At 35.5% G+C, this 21,674-nt stretch carries 19 protein-coding genes; 13 read left to right on the top strand and 6 right to left on the bottom strand.

The genetic code is table 11. The features are described 5' to 3' along the window. The first annotated feature begins 75 nt into the window (after positions 1-75). From ubiG to nrdB, 3 genes are all read left to right on the top strand, one after another. Positions 76-792 (top strand): bifunctional 2-polyprenyl-6-hydroxyphenol methylase/3-demethylubiquinol 3-O-methyltransferase UbiG, encoded by a 717-nt coding sequence (ubiG, locus tag KO505_RS11920; protein WP_216055993.1) that lies wholly within the window; start codon positions 76-78, stop codon positions 790-792. 360 nt (positions 793-1,152) lie between these two features. Further along, positions 1,153-3,468 (top strand): class 1a ribonucleoside-diphosphate reductase subunit alpha, encoded by a 2,316-nt coding sequence (gene nrdA / locus KO505_RS11915; protein ID WP_216055672.1) that lies wholly within the window; start codon positions 1,153-1,155, stop codon positions 3,466-3,468. A gap of 65 nt (positions 3,469-3,533) precedes the next feature. Next, positions 3,534-4,664 carry a class Ia ribonucleoside-diphosphate reductase subunit beta gene (gene nrdB / locus KO505_RS11910; protein WP_216055671.1) on the top strand — a complete coding sequence of 377 codons (1,131 nt, stop codon included), beginning with the start codon at positions 3,534-3,536 and terminating at the stop codon, positions 4,662-4,664. A 129-nt stretch (positions 4,665-4,793) separates the two neighbouring features. On the opposite strand, the gene speA is transcribed toward nrdB, so the two are convergent. Continuing rightward, positions 4,794-6,731 carry a biosynthetic arginine decarboxylase gene (speA, locus tag KO505_RS11905; RefSeq protein ID WP_216055670.1) on the bottom strand — a complete coding sequence of 646 codons (1,938 nt, stop codon included), beginning with the start codon at positions 6,729-6,731 and terminating at the stop codon, positions 4,794-4,796. Further along, the gene (speB, locus tag KO505_RS11900) at positions 6,724-7,686 is read right to left on the bottom strand and encodes an agmatinase (RefSeq protein ID WP_216055669.1); all 963 of its coding nucleotides are present in this window, start codon (positions 7,684-7,686) and stop codon (positions 6,724-6,726) included. Before speB ends, speA begins: the two co-directional genes overlap by 8 nt. A gap of 188 nt (positions 7,687-7,874) precedes the next feature. Between speB and KO505_RS11895 the strand changes: the two genes are divergently transcribed. From KO505_RS11895 to yfaE, 3 genes are all read left to right on the top strand, one after another. After that, entirely contained in the window at positions 7,875-8,837 is a 963-nt protein-coding gene (locus tag KO505_RS11895) for an adenosylmethionine decarboxylase (protein ID WP_216055668.1), read from the top strand. Beyond that, the gene (gene speE / locus KO505_RS11890; protein WP_216055667.1) at positions 8,827-9,684 is read left to right on the top strand and encodes a polyamine aminopropyltransferase; all 858 of its coding nucleotides are present in this window, start codon (positions 8,827-8,829) and stop codon (positions 9,682-9,684) included. Before KO505_RS11895 ends, speE begins: the two co-directional genes overlap by 11 nt. Before the next feature lie 315 nt (positions 9,685-9,999). Beyond that, complete coding sequence (gene yfaE / locus KO505_RS11885; protein WP_216055666.1) at positions 10,000-10,266, top strand: class I ribonucleotide reductase maintenance protein YfaE; 267 nt, start codon at positions 10,000-10,002, stop codon at positions 10,264-10,266. A gap of 16 nt (positions 10,267-10,282) precedes the next feature. Here yfaE and KO505_RS11880 read toward each other — a convergent pair whose 3' ends face one another. The 3 genes from KO505_RS11880 to KO505_RS11870 are packed head-to-tail and all read right to left on the bottom strand — an operon-like array spanning position 10,283 to position 12,343. Continuing rightward, positions 10,283-10,939, bottom strand: coding sequence for a DUF2987 domain-containing protein (locus KO505_RS11880; protein ID WP_216055665.1), 657 nt, complete (start codon positions 10,937-10,939; stop codon positions 10,283-10,285). A gap of 5 nt (positions 10,940-10,944) precedes the next feature. Continuing rightward, positions 10,945-11,730, bottom strand: a complete 786-nt coding sequence (locus KO505_RS11875; RefSeq protein ID WP_216055664.1) for a glucosaminidase domain-containing protein — start codon at positions 11,728-11,730, stop codon at positions 10,945-10,947. 43 nt (positions 11,731-11,773) lie between these two features. Next, positions 11,774-12,343, bottom strand: a complete 570-nt coding sequence (locus KO505_RS11870; protein ID WP_216055663.1) for a hypothetical protein — start codon at positions 12,341-12,343, stop codon at positions 11,774-11,776. A gap of 111 nt (positions 12,344-12,454) precedes the next feature. On the opposite strand from KO505_RS11870, the gene KO505_RS11865 reads away from it, so the two are divergent. From KO505_RS11865 to KO505_RS11835, 7 genes are all read left to right on the top strand, one after another. Further along, on the top strand, positions 12,455-13,669 hold the full coding sequence (locus tag KO505_RS11865) for a pyridoxal phosphate-dependent aminotransferase (RefSeq protein ID WP_216055662.1): 1,215 nt from the start codon (positions 12,455-12,457) through the stop codon (positions 13,667-13,669). 18 nt (positions 13,670-13,687) lie between these two features. Continuing rightward, complete coding sequence (gene yfbR / locus KO505_RS11860) at positions 13,688-14,281, top strand: 5'-deoxynucleotidase (RefSeq protein WP_216055661.1); 594 nt, start codon at positions 13,688-13,690, stop codon at positions 14,279-14,281. Next, positions 14,278-15,567, top strand: a complete 1,290-nt coding sequence (locus tag KO505_RS11855) for an anti-phage deoxyguanosine triphosphatase (protein WP_216055660.1) — start codon at positions 14,278-14,280, stop codon at positions 15,565-15,567. Before yfbR ends, KO505_RS11855 begins: the two co-directional genes overlap by 4 nt. 499 nt (positions 15,568-16,066) lie before the next feature. Further along, the gene (locus KO505_RS11850) at positions 16,067-17,560 is read left to right on the top strand and encodes a GGDEF domain-containing protein (protein WP_216055659.1); all 1,494 of its coding nucleotides are present in this window, start codon (positions 16,067-16,069) and stop codon (positions 17,558-17,560) included. A 77-nt stretch (positions 17,561-17,637) separates the two neighbouring features. Next, positions 17,638-18,978, top strand: a complete 1,341-nt coding sequence (ppnN, locus tag KO505_RS11845) for a nucleotide 5'-monophosphate nucleosidase PpnN (protein WP_216055658.1) — start codon at positions 17,638-17,640, stop codon at positions 18,976-18,978. Between the two features lie 89 nt (positions 18,979-19,067). Continuing rightward, the gene (locus tag KO505_RS11840; protein ID WP_216055657.1) at positions 19,068-19,448 is read left to right on the top strand and encodes a DUF3192 domain-containing protein; all 381 of its coding nucleotides are present in this window, start codon (positions 19,068-19,070) and stop codon (positions 19,446-19,448) included. A 14-nt stretch (positions 19,449-19,462) separates the two neighbouring features. After that, positions 19,463-21,232, top strand: coding sequence for a hypothetical protein (locus KO505_RS11835; RefSeq protein ID WP_216055656.1), 1,770 nt, complete (start codon positions 19,463-19,465; stop codon positions 21,230-21,232). 64 nt (positions 21,233-21,296) lie between these two features. Here the strand turns inward: KO505_RS11835 and KO505_RS11830 are convergent, their stop codons facing one another. After that, entirely contained in the window at positions 21,297-21,671 is a 375-nt protein-coding gene (locus KO505_RS11830; protein ID WP_216055655.1) for a DUF423 domain-containing protein, read from the bottom strand. Between the last annotated feature and the right edge of the window lie 3 nt (positions 21,672-21,674).

Raw genomic sequence — 21,674 nt, 5'->3', positions numbered from 1 at the left:
ATCTTTATTTTTTTCTGACTCATATAATCACATTAATTACCTTATATAAGTGGCACAAAATTTATGAGTTCTGATCTGAGTGAAAACACCAATGTCGATTCCAACGAAATTGACAAATTTAATTCCATTGCGGCTTCATGGTGGGATATGGAAGGTAGCTTCAAACCACTACATAAATTAAACCCTGTTAGAGTGTCTTATATTCAACAAATGGCAGGCTCAGTAGCCCATAAAGAATTGCTAGATATTGGTTGTGGCGGTGGTATTTTGGCTGAGAGTTTAGCTAAATTGTCTGCTAATGTTGTCGGTATCGATTTAGCACAAGATTCTTTAGATGTTGCCAAACTTCATGCCTTAGAAGCTGGAGTAAAAAACGTAAGATATCAAAACATCAACGCAGAAGACTTTAGCCAACAACATTATCAACAGTTTGATATTGTTACTTGCATGGAAATGTTGGAACACGTTCCAGACCCAGAATCAATCATTTGTGCCGCCGCAAATGCATGTAAACCAGGGGGGCGTGTCTTTTTCTCAACCTTAAATAAAACCGCTATAAGTTACTTATTAGCCATCGTTGGTGCTGAAAAAGTATTGAAGTTAGTACCCAATGGCACACATGAATTTGAAAAGTTCATAAAACCGGCACAACTTATTCAGTGGGCCGAACGTTACGGTTTAAAAATAAGGGATGCAATTGGATTACATTACAATCCATTAAATGAACAGTTCACCTTAAAACCTAACATCGATGTAAATTACATTTTATATTTTGAAAAGTTAGATCAATAAGATTTTAATATAAGATTTCCATTGTTTTTTACTTGACTGCTCACTTTTTAATTCAGTACGTGAGAAAAAAAATAATTTATAAAATGGACTTTTTTTTTCAATAAAATGTAGATTTTTTTTAGCTCGTATTTACACTTTATTGTGTAGCGTTAGGAGCTACTTACAATACCAATTAATGCTCAATATTGAAGCGAAATTTGAGCTTGCATTCACACTTCATACACTCTATCTTGTGCCTAACAAACAAGTTAGGCACTACATGATGTGTTTTTAATCAAAAACACCCCTACATATAGTTGTCAACAAAAAACGATATTAAAGTCGTGCGCAAATAATAAAAATAAAGGATAAACTGGCCAGATGAATCAGAACCTATCTGTTAGTAAAAGAGATGGAGTTAAAGAACCTCTTGATCTAGATAAAATCCATCGCGTTATCACTTGGGCAGCCAAGGGTTTAGATAACGTTTCTGTATCTGAGGTTGAAATCAAATCTCATATTCAGTTCTATGATGGTATCAAAACTGAAGATATTCACGAAACGATCATAAAAGCTGCGGCGGATCTGATCTCTGAACAAACGCCAGATTACCAATATTTATCAGCGCGTTTAGCTGTATTCCATTTACGTAAAAAAGCGTATGGCCAATTTGAGCCACCACGTTTGTACAATCACGTAAAAGCAATGGTCGCAGACAAACGTTACGATGAACATTTATTAGAAGACTTCACTGAAGCTGAATTTGATGAAATGGATAAATTTATTGTCCACTCACGAGATTTAGACTTTAGTTATGCTGCTGTTAAACAGCTAGAAGGTAAATATTTAGTTCAAAACCGCGTAACCGGTAAAATATATGAAAGTGCTCAATTTTTATATGTGTTAGTTGCGGCTTGTTTATTCGCCAAATACCCAAAAGAAACACGCTTAGATTACATTCAGCGTTTTTATGATGCGACGTCTAAATTCAAAATATCGTTACCAACTCCTATTATGGCGGGCGTCCGTACTCCTACTCGCCAATTTAGTTCTTGTGTATTAATAGAAGCTGGCGATAACTTAGATTCAATTAATGCGACAACCTCTGCCATAGTAAAATACGTAAGCCAACGTGCAGGTATCGGTATTAATGCCGGTAGAATTCGTGCTCTAGGTAGTGCAATCCGTAACGGTGAAGCATTCCATACAGGTTGTATTCCTTTTTACAAACATTTCCAAACGGCTGTTAAAAGCTGTTCTCAAGGTGGTGTTCGTGGTGGTGCTGCTACACTCTTTTACCCTTTATGGCATTTAGAAGTAGAATCATTACTTGTTCTAAAAAATAACCGTGGTGTTGAAGAAAACCGCGTTCGTCATTTAGATTATGGTGTGCAGTTCAACCGAACTATGTACCAACGCTTAATTAAAGACGAATACATTACTTTATTCAGCCCTTCTGACGTACCAGGTTTGTACGATGCTTATTTTGCTGACCAAGACCTATTTGAAGAGCTATACGTAAAATACGAACAAGATGAAAGTATTCGTAAGAAACGTATTAAAGCCGTTGAATTATTTACTTTATTCTTAAACGAACGTGCAAGTACAGGTCGTATTTACTTACAAAATGTTGATCACTGTAATACACACAGTCCATTTAATCCTGAGTTTGCCCCAGTTCGCCAAAGTAACTTATGTTTAGAGATTGCTCTACCAACTAAGCCTTTACAGAATGTAAATGACGAAGAAGGTGAAATTGCTCTTTGTACATTATCTGCCTTCAATTTAGGTGCGATAGAATCTTTGGATGAACTTGAAGAGTTAGCACAATTAGCGGTAAGAGCCTTAGATAACTTATTAGATTACCAAGATTATCCGGTTCCCGCTGCGTTCAACGCAACAATGGGACGCAGAACATTAGGTGTTGGTGTTATTAACTTTGCTTATTATCTTGCAAAAAATGGTGCTAAATACTCAGACGGTAGTGGCAACAACTTAATTCACCGTACCTTTGAAGCGATTCAATTTTACTTATTAAAAGCATCAAACGACTTAGCGCAAGAGCGTGGTGCTTGCCCTAAATTTAACGAGACAACTTACGCTCAAGGTTTATTACCAATTGACACTTATAAGAAGTCTGTTGATGGTTATTGTGATGAACCTTTACATTTAGATTGGGAAACATTACGTACTGACATTGTTAAACATGGATTACGTAACTCTACATTGTCAGCATTAATGCCTTCTGAGACGTCATCTCAGATATCGAATGCGACAAATGGTGTCGAGCCACCACGTGGATTGATTTCGGTTAAATCAAGTAAAGATGGCGTATTAAAACAAGTGGTTCCTGAACTTGGCCGTTTACGTAATCAATATGAATTATTGTGGGATATTACTAGTAACGAAGGTTACTTACAGTTGTGCGGTATTATGCAGAAGTTTATCGACCAAACGATTTCGGCGAATACTAACTATGACCCAACAAAATACCCTGAGAACAGAGTGCCTATGCAACAGCTGTTAAAAGACTTGTTAACAGCCTATAAATACGGTTTAAAAACTTTGTATTACCATAATACACGAGACCAAGCTGGTATCAGTACTGGTGGTAAATCAGAGGCTACGGCTGCTAATCCAACCACAGTTGTTATCGAAGAAGATGACGATTGTGAAGGCGGCGCTTGTAAAATTTAGTCAGGGAATATGTATCCACGGTATCATTACCGTGGATAACTAAAGAATTAGAGAATAAAAAAAATATGAAATACACCACGTTTAATCAAACTATCGTCGATGCGTTAAAAGAACCTATGTTTTTTGGACAACCAGTAAACGTAGCTCGATACGATCAACAACGTCACAGCATTTTTGAAAAGTTAATCGAAAAACAACTTTCATTCTTTTGGCGTCCAGAAGAAATTGATGTTAGTAAAGACCGTGCTGATTTTCAGTCGATGACAGACAGCGAAAAACATATTTTTATTTCAAACTTAAAGTACCAAACGTTATTAGATTCAATTCAAGGCCGAAGCCCTAACGTTGCGTTATTGCCAATCACGTCATTGCCTGAGCTAGAAACGTGGATTGAAACTTGGTCTTTCAGTGAAACGATTCACTCTCGTTCATATACTCATATATTAAGAAACTTATTTACTGACCCAAGTGAAGTATTTGATGACATCGTTAGAAACGAAGAGATATTAAAACGCGCTTCTGACATTTCTAAATACTACGATGACTTAATTTTCTGCACTCAGTTATATCAAACACAAGGCCTTGGTGAACATGTGGTTGATGGTGTTACTTACAACATCACACTTAGAGAGCTTAAAAAGAAACTTTATTTAGCGGTAAACTCAATTAACGCATTAGAAGCGATTCGTTTTTACGTCAGTTTTGCTTGTACCTTTGCATTTGCTGAACGTGAAATCATGGAAGGTAATTCTAAGATCATTCGTTTGATTGCTCGTGATGAGAACTTACATTTAACCTCAACTCAACACATAATAAACTTGTGGGCAGATGGGCAAGATGATCCTGAAATGCAAGAGATCAGCATTGAGTGTTTCCAAGAAGCGAAACAAATCTTTGTTAATGCAGTTGACCAAGAAAAAGAATGGGCAAAATACTTATTTAAAGACGGTTCTATGATTGGTTTAAACGAAGAAATTTTATGCCAGTACGTTGAGTATATTGCTAATCACCGTTTGTCAGCCATAGGCATTCCAGCCATGTATGACATTAAGAGCAATCCTCTTCCTTGGATGAATAAGTATTTAGAATCTGACAACGTTCAAGTAGCACCACAAGAGTCAGAAATTAGCTCTTACTTAGTGGGACAAATTGATTCTGATGTTGATGCTAGTGCGTTTGACGACTTTGAACTTTAGTCTATAAGTATTGAGATTCGAGTAGCGAGCTTCGTGTTAGGAGCTAGGGCTACGAGACATAAATAAAAAAGGTGATTTCAGAAATGAAATCACCTTTTTTATATCTATTATTTAACTTTACTATTTTGATTAGTGTTTATCGTCTGTTAAATATGTGTAATTACTTAAACAACCTTCATAAAAATCGGTAAGTTGAACACCCATCCTTGGTTTGATTAACCCTTGCGATACTTTTACATCAATCTCTTTTTTTATATTATTAGCTAGAATTTCAGAGCTATATTGCATAGTGGACAGAACATCCCCCATATTCGAACCATGTACGACTTCTTCAATGTAATAGTCTTTAGGGTCGTCGTCATAACTATATATATGCACTTCATTTAACCGGCCAAATAAGTTATGCATGTCGCCCATAACGTCTTGATAAGCGCCCGTTAAAAATATGCCAACATGATAATCTTCACCTGTGTTTAGTTGATGTAGAGGCAATGTATTTGTCGAGCCATTAGATTCAATAAACTGATCTATCTTGCCATCACTATCACAAGTAATATCCACTAAACTTGCTATCTTGGTAGGTTTTTCTGACAAACGGTTGATTGGCACAATCGGTAATACTTGTTTAATGGCCCAGGAATCTATGGTTGATTGAAACACAGAGAAATTCACTAAGTACTGTGACGATAATAACGCGGGTATCTCCATTAACTGTTCTGGAATAAATTCCTCGCCAATTAAATGTTGATTGATCTTTTCCAGAGTTTGCCAATATAACGACTCCATTTTAGCCATGTCTTTTAAGCTAAGAACGCCTAAATTAAAAGCACTGACCGTTTGTGCTTTTACAGAGACTAAATCGTTATACATCTCTTGGTAATTTTCGCAATTAAGTTCTTGGGTAATATCGCGCAAATTACTGATTAAAATATGCTCATCTTGCTCAATACTGGTATCAAACTTGGTACTGTTGGGTTTGATTTCGCCAATCACTTTTGCAATAACACAAGAATGGTGAGCTGTGATCGCCCTGCCACTTTCACTGACGATATTAGGGTGTGGAATATCATACAAGTCACACGTTTGTTTGATGCCATAAACAATATCAACAATGTATTCTTCGGTAGAATAATTACATGACGAGTTATGTGTAGATTGACTTCCATCATAATCAACGGCTAATCCACCACCAACGTCAATATAAGATAATGGCACACCATATTTAACTAAGTTCATATAAACCATGGAGGCTTCTTGTATTGCGTCTTTAACAGAGCGAATATCAGTTAATTGGCTTCCAATATGAAAATGCAACAATTTGACACTATCAGCAAATCCCTGCTCTGTTAAATAATCAATCGCATTTAACATTTCAACATAACTCAAACCAAATTTAGCACGTTCGCCACTTGAGTTTTTCCACTTTCCTCTGCCTTTCACCATTAACTTACTGCGTAAACCAACGATAGGCATAACCCCCATCTCTTTCGCTATCCGCACCAAGGTTTTTAATTCATTAAATTTTTCAATTACAATAATGATTTTACGGCCAATCTGTTGCCCCAACAAAGCTAACTTAAAATACTCTTCATCTTTATAACCATTAAGAATGGTTAAAGACTCCTTGTTTGTGTTGTAAGCAAGTGCAGCCATTAACTCTGGTTTTGAGCCGGCTTCTAAACCGTAATTGAACTGTTTACCCGCACTAACCACCTCTTCTACCACTTCACGCATTTGATTAACTTTGATTGGGAATACCCCAAAGTACTGCCCTTGGTAGTCGGCATCATTTATAACATTTCGGAACGTAAGGTTTAGTGACTCTACCTGTGAACGGAGAATGTCGTGGAAACGAATAACCGCAGGAAACTGAATACCCGTTTCATTCATTTCTTCAACAATCTCTTGAATATTTATGGTGAGACTAGGTTGATGATGATCAGGCGTCGCTAATAAATCTCCATTAGCGCCAATAGAAAAATACCCCTTACTCCAACGGCTAACACCGTATAACTTTTCAGAGTCTTCAAAGTTCCAATTTGATGTTTCGGTATTTTTGTTAGGCATGATTTGATGTACCAGAATTGTTTAAACATAAAATAAGTTCACGTACGACTTTAGCGGCAAATACATCACTATTACCCGATGCATCAATATTTGGCGCCAATTCAACTACATCACAACCGACAAAGTTTTTATTCGTTAAAATCTTACATAAACTGACGAACGAGTGAAAATCTTCACCGCCAGGCTCTGGTGTTCCAGTACCTGGAAAATAACAAGGATCAAAATAATCCAAGTCCAATGTTAAATAGATTGGTCTATCACTTGGAATACTTTCTATTTTTTTAAGGAATGAAGTTCTATCTTTGATTAATGTTTGGTTTTCATCCATCCAAACATATTCTTGTTTAGTCCCAGAGCGTATACCATATTGGATCAACTCATGACCAGCACCAAAGTGATCAACAACCCGTCTGATAATTGATGCGTGGGAGTAATGATAACCTAGATAACCATCTCTTAAATCCGCATGCGCATCTAAATGAATTAATGTTAAGTCATCATATTGGTCTAAATACGTTTTAATAGGTGCATAGGAAATAGAATGTTCCCCGCCTAGAGTTAGTACCTTTACATTATCTTGCTGTAAATTCACATCTGAAAACAAGTCTACAAAGTCATCTGTACCCTTTTGCCATAATGACTCAATAAACTCTGAGGATGCATCAACAAGCTGTGGTTGTTCTGTTAAGTTATGCAGTTTGAAATTACCTAAATCAACAAACGAAATCCCATCAATATCATCATCCAAATAAGGAGAATACGATTCAATCCCATCAGATACCTCTCTTAAGGCATTAGGTCCATCTTTTGTGCCCTTACGGAAACAAGCCGTGCCATCAAATTCAAAACCAACAATATGAATCGTATCTCTGAAAATACCACTTTGCTCTATTGAACACTCAAACACAACATTTGCGGGGGTAAGATCAACGTTAATTGCTTTTATTAGATCCATAAGTACGCCTAATTTAAAATATGTCGTTTCATACCATATCGTTTAAATGGTATTACTCTATAATTGTGAATTCCGGCATTATAATTTTTTTTACTAAAAACTCGATCATTTATTGTGATGTATAAGAATTTTTGTAGAATACGCCAACTTAAATAGCTATAAGCTAATAATTTGCGGAGACTCTATCGTTGTTTTTTGAAGGTGCTGAAAAAAAAGCCGAAATCCAAATAGATAGTAACAAACTATCGCTACTAAACGATATTCCAAACCAATATTGGCATGAGTTAGTACATAAATGTGAAGCAAAAATATTATCTTCTATTGAAAATAAATATTGCAAAGCCTTTTTGTTATCTGAGTCAAGCTTGTTTGTGTGGGATGACAGATTTTTAATCTTAACCTGTGGTGAAACTAAGCTTATCAATTCTATTGAATACTTCATTCAAAAGTATGACAAAGCAATATTAAAACAAGTTACATATCAGCGTAAAAACGAATACTTTTCTCATGCCCAACCAAGTTGTTTTGGCGATGATTTAAGAACTCTGGCTAAATACATTGATGGTCAAGCTTATCGTTTTGGCGCCCTTGATGGACACCATAATTTTATTTTCCATTATGAAAATGATTTTCAAGCTGACCAACAAGATAAGACCTACGAATTTTTGGCCTATCAAATTAGTGAAAAAGCTTCAAAACTACTTTCTACAACAGGGTTATCTAAACAGCAAATAAGAACGCTGTTTAACTTTGACCAGCTGATCCCTGGTTTTACAATCGATGACTTTGTATTTGACCCTTATGGATATTCGTTAAATGCGATTAAAGATGATAAATATTTAACGATTCATGTTACGCCTCAAGAAACCAGTAGTTACGTTAGTTTTGAGTCTAACATTGACCTAATTTCACTCAGTCCGCAGATAATCTCAGTGTTAGAACCTGCATCATTCGATATTCTTACCTATAACGAATTTGATTACCTAAATAAGGTCAATCAATTTATTCCGGCTGAATATCAGGCTACGTGTAAAATACAACAAACATTAACCAACGGTTATGAAGTTAAATTTAGTAATTATTTAAAACCCTCTACTGAATTTTCCGCACCAGTTAAAATAAATATCAACGGAGAAAACCATGTACTCTGATCTATGGGTAGAAGAAAAATTTGAAGACTTTTTAGGGCTTCGTTTAAAAGTAGAAAAAGTACTTTTCTCTGGCAAAAGTGAGTTTCAAACTGTCGATGTTGTTGAAACCAAAGGTCACGGTAAAATGTTACTAAATGATGGCTTGATCATGGTCACTGAACGTGATGAATTTGCATATCATGACATGATCTCTCATGTGCCATTATTTGTTCATCCAAGCCCTAAAAATGTACTCGTAATTGGTGGTGGCGACGGTGGTACTGCCCGTGAAGTTATCCGCCACCCAGGTGTTGAAAAATGCACTATGGTCGAAATAGATGCCATGGTTGTCGATGCTTGTAAAGAGTTCATTCCTTTAACAGCGAGTGCTTTAGACGATGATAGAATTAATTTAATCATTGGCGACGGGGTTCAGTTTGTTAAAGAAACCACCGAAAAATTTGATGTGATCATCATAGATAGTACGGACCCTATAGGGCCTGCTACCCCCTTATTTGGTGAAGAATTTTATCAAGATGTAAACAACTGTTTAACCGATGACGGTATGGTTGTTTCTCAAGGCGAAACGCCTTGGTATGGCAAAGAGATACAAAAATCCTTGTTAACCGTCTTGAATAACGTATTTGATCAAACCTATATGTATAGCTTCAGTAATTTAACCTACCCTGGTGGATTATGGTGTTTTACACTGGCGTCTAAAAAATATAACCCAATCACTGACTTTAACGAATCTAAGGTTGATGAAAGTGGTTTGTCATTCAAATATTATAATAAAGGCATACATACTGCTGCCTTTGCTCTACCAAACTTTGTAAGAGAAGGTTTGGCGCATTTAATTAAAAACTAATACATATACCAACAAAAAAGTAATCATCAATTAGGCGTTATATTATCCAATAACGCCTACTCTTAACGTGAATATTTATCACTATTACGGTATAATATTTTCTATCATAATAATGACAACTTACGTGTTAAATCAGAGTTTATATTAGGTATGTTGTTAAATTTTAAGCCCAAAACAATAAGAACAAAGGCTAGTTATTAATATGTTAAATAACAATGTTATACATATCCTCTTCATACAGCCTTGTTGTCAAATCAGCCCTCAATTATTAACTAAAGTCAGTTTTCATCGACAAGTTGAGATTACAGATTAACTATGACTAAAGTCACTGTTCACCGCCATGACGTCATTGAAACTGAGATTGAGTTCAATAACACGGATTCTACTTTGTTAAACTCGTTACAAAATAATGGAGTTGAAGTGCTATATCATTGCAAAGAAGGGTTTTGTGGGGCGTGTCGATGTAAGTTAAAATCTGGTTCCATTACATATATCAACGAACCACTCGCCTTTGTTAGAAAAGGCGAGATTTTAACTTGTTGTAGTGTTCCAAATGAAGATATAGAAATTCAGTTATTATAAATCCATGTAACCTTTCTTATTTAATATAAGGAACGGCTTTCATGATGGTATGTGAAAATTTAATCGTTTCTTGATACAAAGTTAAATCAGATAAGGTTAATGTGCACGCATTTAACTCACAATGTCCAGCTGCTAAATTAGTGATCGTTAATGTTTCACCTATTTTCGATTTAAACGTTATACCAACCACATCAGGTAAGGTAAATGACATCATCCCAGCTAGGTCGTTTAATGCTAGGTCGAATGTACCAATTAACGATTTCGCTTTCTCAACCCCCACTTTCTGTTCAAATAAAATACTGGTTTCCAAACGCATATCTAAACCACAAGGTTGTGAGTCCACTTTATCTATAACGATGGCGGCCTTATCAGCATCTAATTGATGGTCAAAAGGTAATAAAATTTCACCACTGGCTAAATGATAAACTTCTTTTTTAGCTAGTTGTGTTTGTAACCTTACCGCTTTTACCGGACAAGCATTACCTTTGACATCCATGAAATAAAACGCCAGTTTTATATCTTGATATTCAGGCTCATCCAAGTCGTCCATACGGTCAAAAAACCCATCATAATTTAGGACTAATTGGGTGCTATCAGCATAAGTATTAAAAGGAAATATAACGCCACTTAGCAATAATAAACCAGTAAGAGCGCCCATTTTAATGTTAAACATTTTTATTAATTACCTTTGATGTATTTTCTATTGATTCTGATCATTTGTTTTAATTCAGCAATGTATGCTTCACGACGTGTTGAATAAGACAATAAACCATCGGCAATGACATTAGGATCTAACTGTTTATTTTCTTTACGCAAGTTTGCTCGTAAATCGCGAAGTAAGTCATAAGCATGACCTGTATTTAAGTTATGGTAATAACCACGAACAGAGTCAATTGGATGTTTAAATTTTCTAACTTCGTATGTTTTACCTTCTGGACGTCCACTTGGGACCACACCGCAACCTTTTCTGAAACACCATTGGCCAAACAAGTTATTCGCCGTCAAAGCGAATCGAGATGTGCCCCAAGCACTTTCATTTGCCGCTTGCATCAGAACGAGTTCAATCGGTAAAGTATCTACCCTTAACAATAATTGGCGTTTAAGTTCTGGAAAGTCTTGTTCCATATCAACTTTAAATTTTTTGGCAATTTTCACTAGTTTTTCAGCATCTTTAGTAAATTGCGGAAATTTATCTAATCGGTTGATAAAGTCACGTTGTAACGATATTTCACGGTTAATTTGCTCAACATAAGGCGTCAGGTAAGAGAAAAAAGCGACTTTTTTCTCTTTGACATCTACATAAGTTGAAAAGTCAGGTAATGGAGATATTTTAACAATATTAGGTAGGTGGTTATTCTTTTCTGTCGTAGTAATACTGCTCGTAGGCAGGTTCAACATAGGATAAATTGCTGCGTACACTACAATTGCAGCAAGGATAATTTTAGTTACTATTTTTAACGTCATAAATACCTCAATAAATTAAGGTTTTATATTAACAGTTTTATCTCTAAACCTTAACTTTATCCCAATATATATTTTGTTCTACATTATCAATTAATAATTCATTTAATCGTGTAAAGCGTGACACTTTTATGTCTTTTCCTGAAAGACAATAATGGGTAAATCGATGACAGTTATTTTCTAATACATCATACTCTCGATAGGTAAATATGCTATGTAGAGCCCTGCTTTCACAACCTGGTAATACAATCGGTTGATGACGAGCATTACACGCTACAAATATATTTTTACCTGAACGTTCATCTAAAAAACGGGATGCCGACACAGCTTTGACCAATCCATCGTTGCTCAATTCAATGATGGTTTCTTGGTCAATCCAAATCCCAGTATGTTCAAATAAATTGAATACTTCACAACAAACAATACTGCCAGGCTGTGGTTGCACATAAGTATCTGATGAATACGTATCGGAGGGGGTTTTAATAACAGATAAGTCATCTGTATCTTCTTTTGCGATATGTCTTAACTGTTCTAGATCTTTATATCTTGATTTTGTCGACTCATGAGCCACACTTGTGCCGATTACGGCTGCTAATGCGATGAAAGGTAACGCCATATACACCTCGATTGAATCACTTAGATAAATATATTATTTGACATAAATAACCCTTTGTCTGTAAATATGTGAAACAAGATGTGTTTAACCTATAAAAGTACCCTTAAGTAAATGAAACCAATAAAAAAGTCTTCAAAATTAGATAACGTTTGTTACGACATTCGCGGCCCAGTTCTCGATCATGCTAAAAGCCTAGAAGCCGCGGGTCATAAAATCTTAAAGTTAAATGTTGGAAATCCAGCCACATTCGGTTTTGAAGCCCCTGATGACATGTTAAAAGATGTCATCAAACAACTGCCAAAAGCACAAGGTTATAGTGATTCACAAGGGTTATACTCTGCCAGAGTTGCCATCATGCAGTATTACCAACAAAAAGGGTTAAAAGATATACGTGTTGAAGACATTTATATTGGTAATGGTGTGAGTGAATTAATCGCAATGTCAATGCAAGCATTGTTAAATAATGGTGATGAAGTTTTAATCCCTTCTCCAGATTATCCTTTATGGACGGCATCGGTTTATTTAAGTGGTGGAAAACCTGTCCATTATTTATGTGATGAAGAACAAAACTGGGCACCATCAATCGAAGACATAAAGTCTAAAATCACAAAAAACACCAAAGCAATTGTGTTAATAAATCCTAATAACCCTACTGGTGCTGTTTATTCTAAACAATGTTTATTGGAGATAGCAGAGTTAGCCGACCAACACGGGTTAATTATTTTCAGTGATGAAATATACGATAAGGTTTTGTATGACAAAACCATTCACCACAGCATTGCTGTATTAAGACCTGACCTATTTACCGTTACCTTTAGTGGTTTATCTAAGAACTACCGTGCAGCAGGATTTAGAACCGGCTGGATGATGTTATCAGGTAGTCGTTTACATGCCTCTGATTATATCGAAGGGTTAAACATGTTGGCTTCAATGAGATTGTGCCCAAATGTACCATGCCAATACGCGATTCAACAAGCATTAGGTGGTTACCAAAGCATTAATGATTTAGTCGATAAAGATGGACGTTTATACAAACAAATGGAATTTGCTTATAAAGCGTTAAATGAAATTGATGGCATCAGTTGTACACGTCCTCAAGGTGCCATGTATTTATTCCCTAAAATTGATTTAGAAAAATTTAACATTAAAGACGACGAATTAATGGTGTTAGACTTGTTGAAACAGAAACATATTTTGCTCGTTCATGGTCGAGGTTTTAATTGGCCTTCACCAGATCACTTTAGGCTTGTATTCTTACCAAATATCGATGATTTAAAAATAGCATTAGCTGAACTTGCAGATTTCTTTAAACATTATAAACAATAACAAGGTTGTACTTTATACATGAAGACAAGTCACTTTTTTGCCAACTTAGCAAGATTGAAATTAATCCATCGTTGGCCTTTAATGCGTACTGTCACTGAAGAAAATGTACAGGAACACAGTTATCAAGTCGCTATTGTTAGTCACATTTTAGCGGTCATAAAAAACAAAAAATTTAATGGCAATATAGTCCCTGAACGCGCTGCGTTAGTGGCGCTTTACCACGATAGTTCGGAAGTATTAACTGGTGACTTACCCAGCCCTATTAAATACTTTAACGAAGACATTGCCAAAGAATATAAAAAAATTGAATCAATCGCTGAAAAAACATTGGTTAATATGTTGCCCACGGAGTTTCAGGAAGACTTTGCTCCGCTCATTCAACATGAAAAAATAGATACTGAAGTCGCGTTTTTAGTTAAATCGGCTGATGTAATATGCGGTTATCTCAAAGCATTAGAAGAAATATCTGCGGGTAACCATGAATTCGAGAAAGCGAAAAACAATATTTCTAAAACATTAGAAAAATACCGAACCCCTGAAGTTAATTACTTTATGGATGTATTTGTTCCTAGTTTCAGTCTGAGTTTAGATGAGATTTCTGCAGATTTATGAATAAGTGGCAAGCACGGCTATCTGGTGACAGGAACGTAAGACCTAATGACCATAGAGATGCTTTTCAAAGAGATAGAGCAAGGGTATTGCACTCTGCCGCTTTTCGCCGCTTACAATCTAAAACTCAGATATTAAGTGTTGGTAAAAATGACTTTTATCGAACTCGCTTAACTCATTCATTAGAAGTTGCTCAAATCGGCACCGGCTTAACCGCACAATTAAGGCAGAGTACTCAAGTCTTAGCAAGTCCGCTTTTACAAGCGTTATTACCAAGTGATGCCTTAATAGAATCTTTGTGCCTCGCACATGATTTGGGTCACCCCCCTTTTGGCCATGGTGGTGAAGTCGCTTTGCATTATATGATGCGAGACTCAGGTGGCTTTGAAGCAAATGGGCAAACGTTTAGAATCGCAACTGAATTAGAACCTTATACTAAATCTTTTGGTATGGATTTAACTCGCAGAACCTTACTTGGTTTAATTAAATACCCTCGTTTATTAGATGCCCCTACCCCCTCGAATATAGAAGAAAACGGCATGTACTTAATTAAAGCAGCAGATTGGAAACCAACCAAAGGCATCTTTATCGATGACGGAAAAAGTTTCGATTGGGTACTCAAAGATCTTACAGAGCCAGACCGACAATTATTGTTAACCTTGAATAATAACGCCACAGTGTACAAATCATTTGATGCATCCATTATGGAACTAGCAGACGATATTGCCTACGGTGTACATGATTTAGAAGATGCCATAGTGTTAAACAATGTCACTAAAGAAAAATGGCTTGATCAAGTTCTGCCTATATTATTAGAAATTGAAAACCCTTGGTCTAAAAAACATAGTGCCAATTTAACCGAAATGTTATTTAGCCACGAACACCATTTACGTAAAAATGCAATTGGCGCCTTAGTAAATCATTTAATTACCAATATCACTATCATTGAAGTTAACCCTGCATTTACAGAACCACTACTTAAATATAATGCCACCTTGGTCGATTCAGCTATGGCCTTGTTAGATGTACTTAAAAAGTTTGTTTTTAATAACGTTATCATGGCAACACAAATACAGCAGTTAGAATTTAAAGGTCAGAGAATGTTAATGGCAATGTTTGATGCCTTTAAAAGTGATCCATTAAGGTTATTACCTAACAGTATCAAACAAGAATGGATAAATGCAGACTCCAAAGGGAATAATCCAGACCGAATATTATCCGATTATTTAGCGAGTATGTCAGATGAACATGCAACTAGAGTGTATCAAAATTTATTTAGCCCTATCTAACCCCCACCAAATCACGTAAGTGAAAAAGTAACATTTCAACCTTGAAACCAAAACCGAACATCTACCAACCCTCAATGTAAAACTAAACCATTGATAAATAAACACTTTAAAACAATAGCGCCCACACCTCAATTTAAAACCCAACCAAATATGCAACTCAACACACAAAAAAATGTAAGCCCATTTGTAATATTACAAAATAGATTACACAAACGATCAAAAATCGAGTATTATTCTCATCAACAAGTCCCCAATCTTGTTTTTATTATTTACTAAGCGAGTACATGATGATTGTTGAACAGAATGAAGAAAATAGCTGGTTGCCTTATTATTTATTAAATAAATAACGCAATTATGTTTTTGACTTGATATTTTTATCATTAAAAAGCCATCTTTATAGATGGCTTTTTTTTGTTATACCTCTTATAGTTAAAGACATTATTAGGATTGATTTTTCAAACTATTTATCTCTTATAGTCTTTATAATACGGAAATAAAATTGAACGATAACGTAGACAACGAAAAAATTAAGCAAGCATTACAAGTTAAAGCATATAAGGCTTCTTTTGGCTTAGTAGAAAGATTAAGTCATGTTACAAAAGGAAGTAGTCCTGAGTTAGACATCCAACTTACCAAACTTAGAAAACTTGTCGTAAACGATGCTGATTACCAATCCGTTATCAATGCAATTGAATCCGCTAACCTAAAAGTTAAATCGTTAGAACAATTCCAACAAAAATCTCAAATATCATTAAAAGATGCCTTAATCGAATCAGGTGAAATATTACAAAGCACAACCGGTATTCCAGATAATTTAAGACGCCAATTAAGAATGGTTGTAAATAAGTTAAAGTCAGGAACGGTAAGTATTTTCACAGAACTGCAACCGCAAACTATTCAATTACTTGAATTATTTAGTGCGCTAAAAAACACTAACAATTCGACAAATGCACCTGAAAGTTTCAATATCACCAAGATATTAGTAGACAGTTTAGATAACTTAGCTAATAACGAGATTTTGGTTCCGTCATTAGACAAACGCTTGATCCAAATAAAAAATACTACCGTTGAAAAAGATAAACTAAACCTATGCATTAAAACGTTTGCAGAAGTAATTGAACAGTTTGGCGAAGAATTTAAACAAACTCAAACATTAGTACTAAGCATAAATTCAGCGCTAGAAGAAGTTCAGCAAGTATTAGTCGATTCCTTAGCCAACTCCAAACATTACGATTTAGAGCTCGCTAAATTAAATATCCAGATTGAAAAACAAATCCATGAATTGTCACAAAAGTCAGGACAAACAAATAACGTAGAGCAGTTAAAAGGCCTTATTAATAGCAAGTTAAACTCCATTACTGAGTCAATAAAAAAGAAAGAAGATATTGAAAAGCAACGTACCGAAGAACTTAATTCTTCACTCAGTAAGATGGAAACTAAACTTTCTAAAATGGAAGAAAGAACTTCTTTCTATCGCACCAAATGGTTAGAAGAGAAATCAAGAAGTGAAACTGACGCGTTAACTGGTTTACCAAACAGGGGTGCATACGATAAACGCTTTGATGAAGAGTTTCATCGTTGGATCCGTCACCCAGAGCCACTATGTTTAGCCGTTTTAGACTTAGATCATTTTAAAAGTATTAATGATAAATATGGGCATAGTGTTGGCGATAAGACATTACAAATTGTTGCCAAAACGTTAAGAAAACATTTTAGAGTATCTGACTATGTTGCCAGATATGGTGGTGAAGAGTTTGTTTGTATATTAACCAATACAGATCCTAAAGAATCCATGTTAGCACTTGAAAAAGTGCGTCTTGCTATCGAAGCCATTCCATTTTCAATCAAAAAAGATAGGTTGAATATCACCGTTTCCATCGGTGTGACGGCATTAAAAGCGACGGACAATACCCATACTGTATTTGATAGAGCTGATAAAGCGCTTTATGAAGCAAAACATACAGGCCGAAATAAGACGTGTTATAAAAAATAACCTGTTTCCTCTATCTACTACAGCATATTAATAAAAATTGAATTTTTCAGTTTTTATAAAAACATACGGGAATATGAATGAGAGTATTACTTAACCCACTTGATGGGATGAATTTATTATCGCAAACAGAAGTTTCTAAACTACAAAAGTCCTCGAACAGCCCTTTATATGCCCTTTTCAAAAGTTGTGCACTAGCTGTATTAAACGTAGGGAATGAAAGTGATGAGTTATATAACGAATATTCTGACTTTGAAATTAACCTACTTAGCCGTGAGCGTGGGATTAAAATTGAACTGATTAACCCGCCACAAGCTGCCTTTGTTGATGGTGAAATCATTACGGGTATACAAGAACACCTTCAATCCGTTATTCGTGACATATTATTTAACTCGTCAAAATATGAAACAACAGACTTTAATGACAGTGTTGAAGTGACCAATGCCATATTTGATATCCTTCGCCACGCAAATGTGATTTTACCAACCGACTTGCCTAACTTAGTGGTTTGTTGGGGCGGCCACTCTATAAAAGAAAAAGAATACCGTTACACCAAAGAAATTGGCTATCAGTTAGGCTTACGTGGATTAAATATTTGTACTGGCTGTGGACCAGGTGCTATGAAAGGCCCAATGAAAGGTGCGGCGCTTGGCCATGCAAAACAAAGAATTAAAAATGGACGATATTTAGGATTAACCGAACCTAGTATTATCGCAGCAGAAGCCCCTAATCCAATTGTAAATGAATTAGTCATTTTACCAGATATTGAAAAAAGATTAGAAGCCTTTGTCAGAGTTGCTCACGCCATTATTATTTTTCCTGGCGGCGCTGGTACCGCAGAAGAGTTATTATATCTTTTAGGTATTATGTTAAACCCTAAGAATAAATTACAAGTGTTGCCTATTGTATTAACAGGGCCTGCTGAGTCCATCGCCTATTTTGAAGAAATAGCTGAATTTGTTGAAGCAACATTGGGCAAAGAGGCTCGTGACTTATTGAATATCATGCCTGATAAACCTGCTGCAGTAGCACAATTCATTAAAGACCAAATGGTAAACGTAAGAGATTTTAGGAAATCGGTAGGTGATGCCTATCAATACAATTGGACCTTAAATATAGAACCTGACTTTCAACATAGTTTTGACCCTAACCATGAAAACATGTCTCAACTAAACCTTAATCTTGATCAGCCTAAAACCCAACTTGCTGCAAACTTAAGAAAAGCATTTTCAGGTATTGTAGCTGGCAATATAAAAGAACAAGGCGTGTTAGCCGTTAAAGAAAAAGGGCCATTTATCCTTCAAGGTGATGAGACATTGATGCATCGTATGGATAAATTATTAATGGCGTTTGTCGAACAAGGACGGATGAAGCTGCCGGGAAGTAAATATGAACCTTGTTATAAGATAAATATACTTTAAAAATAAAAAATAAACTTCTTTTGACATAGTACAAAGTGATCACGTTATAATAAAAGCATAATAATAAATCGGATAAGTTAGAGAACATCATGGATAAAAAGGTCGTTAAGTTTGTAGGAATAGGTTTTGGGTTATATGCAATATTTGCGGCCCTAGTTTTAACATTTTACGAAGATGATCCGGATCAAATGGGTTGGGAAGATAGACAAGCTTTCAACCAACGATTTATCAGTGCCCTTTCTATTGATGAAAACATTAATCGCTCCTACGTTATTCAAACATTGGGCTCTCCAGATTTAACTGAAGCGAAATTAAAAGATGACGTAAGTTTTCAAGTTATGTTCTACCGTACACAGCATACACAATCTGACGGGATCACAACTAAAGATGAGTGCACGCCAATGTTATTTGAAAATGGGCAATTAATTGCTTGGGGCGACAGCGCCTATGAACAGTTTAATAACATCTAACTTTGCAATCGGCCTTGTTATCTTCTTATAACCAGCTTTGTGAACTGGCATCGTCATGTCATAAAGTTTTCGTCAAGCGTACTGAACTTGATTTTGAAGAGCAACTTGATGAGTTGTTAAAAAAGATGAATGTTGTGTTAACTACTCATCCGCAATTGACAGGGCTAATTTTAAATACCAGCAATAAAGACATGCACTTTATTGCTTTATTCATTCTTAAACATACCTGTTTTTGTCGTTCGCTTTGTATCAATAGTAATGTCGTTACAGAGCATGGTAACTCTATAATTAAGGCAAGCCTGTTATTACTGTATGTTGTTTTGCCTGAGTTCATTGCTGCAAAAAAAGACCACAAACAACTCAGCAAATTCAAAAAAGCCTTATTACATTGCCCCCAGGCCAGTTTTCAATTGGCAAAACGTATCCCTATAGCCGATAACAATAGTCTTAAATTATTAAGTCAGCTTTCAAATGTAAATACTTATTCTAAAGCTAACTCTAAAATTCAACTATTAGCTGTAACAGCCCTTAATTGCTCTATCACCGCGTTTTCAGGTTTAAAAGGTAAAGTTACTTACAATAGTGCTTTAAGTCGATTACTGGCCATTCAGGACGATTTACACCTTAACCAACCTAATCTACAGACGTATAAAACTGAATTCAGTTTATTATGTAAATCATCAGTGGACTTTAATGGCGCATTAGTAAGGCTGAAAAATCAAAACCTTGCTTATATCCTTTCGCAAAGCCCTGATAAACAAATTTGCAGTGGGTTTGAATTTGGACAAACATCCATAGATGAAAATGTTGAATGTAGTGAAATAGACACTAATAACGTAAGGTCAGTATTACCGCACCAGACATTAGATCATAACAAGATAATTCGCTTAATCTTAAATCAACAAGCACTTGAACAAACAAATGCCAAGTCAAAAGCTAAACCTAAAGCCACTGAGTCACATGTTGGAATATATAGATACAGTGCGAACCACAGTTGGAAAGTCATCTCCCAGAGCGTATTACGAGACAACAACAAAGTCTTGGGTAAAGTATTATTAAACTACCCAGATCAATCACAGTTATTATTAAACTTTGCAACTATGCATAACCGCAAGCAGCTGCAAGTCACAGACGTAAGTCATGCGATTGCTATGTTAGGGAAAGTGCAATTGTTTCCAACTTTATGTAACGACAATATAAAAGTGAAACAACATAGTGTGAAACAAATGGGCTCTGATGTTGTTAACTATAAAATTGATTTATTTAGTCATATATTATCCCAATTACATCATCAAACCTTAAATGGACTGCCTAAGTACCACGAATTAATTGGCCGTATTCTAATGATTGCATTGATGACTATCCCAAAGGTTGCTTATGCCGCTAGTACACCTGCTTGTTTAGTTAAAGCCAATGAGAATGATGTAAAATCCTTAGCTGAAATTTTTGGATTAAACACCTTTGATAATTGGAAAAAAATCAGTTTAATTTTATCGAAAAGCTGGCTGCTGCCAGAAGCTTATATTCAAGTTATCGAACAGTATTTTAATTTTTTAAAGATAAATAAAGACAAAGCTATCGAACATAAAAATATCAACATAAATACTTTATTTATAATAATCGCGACCTATTTTTTTCAGCATTTCATCAATGGTGAAAACAAATTAACTCCAAATAAAACCATTGAAACTCTCGTGAGTGAATTTAAATCAAAAGTACCTAACCTCGAAAATCTGTACCTTACAATCGGTCAAACAACGACAATTTTCACCCCTCTTTCGTAACACGCCGACAATAAAATGGTAACGCGATACTGAAACGACAGCCCACTAAATCATTGATATAAAATTATTTATTTTTAACAACCTGTACTATTAAGTAAATCCAACCCAATAAAAAGCAAATTCCACCTAAAGGTGTGAACATGCCTAATTTAGTCAACCCGGTCACAGCTAAAAGATATAACGAACCAGAAAATAACAGAATACCAACACTAAACCAGAGTTGAGCTCGAATTAACAATGTTGACGTTTTCATTTGGCTAACTTGTAAAATCACTATGGTATGGACAAATTGATATAACACGGCAGTTTTCCATATATCTAGCTCATAACTAGACAAACTTCCCTTTAAACCATGGGCAGCAAATGCACCTAATATTACGGTTAGAAATCCACTCAGTGCAGCAAATAAAGTAAATGATTTTGTATTGAGTTTTAGCATTGT

The sequence above is a fragment of the Psychrosphaera sp. F3M07 genome, assembly GCF_018860345.1.
Lineage (GTDB): Bacteria > Pseudomonadota > Gammaproteobacteria > Enterobacterales > Alteromonadaceae > Psychrosphaera > Psychrosphaera aquimarina.
This window is presented reverse-complemented; position numbering and strand designations above follow the sequence as displayed.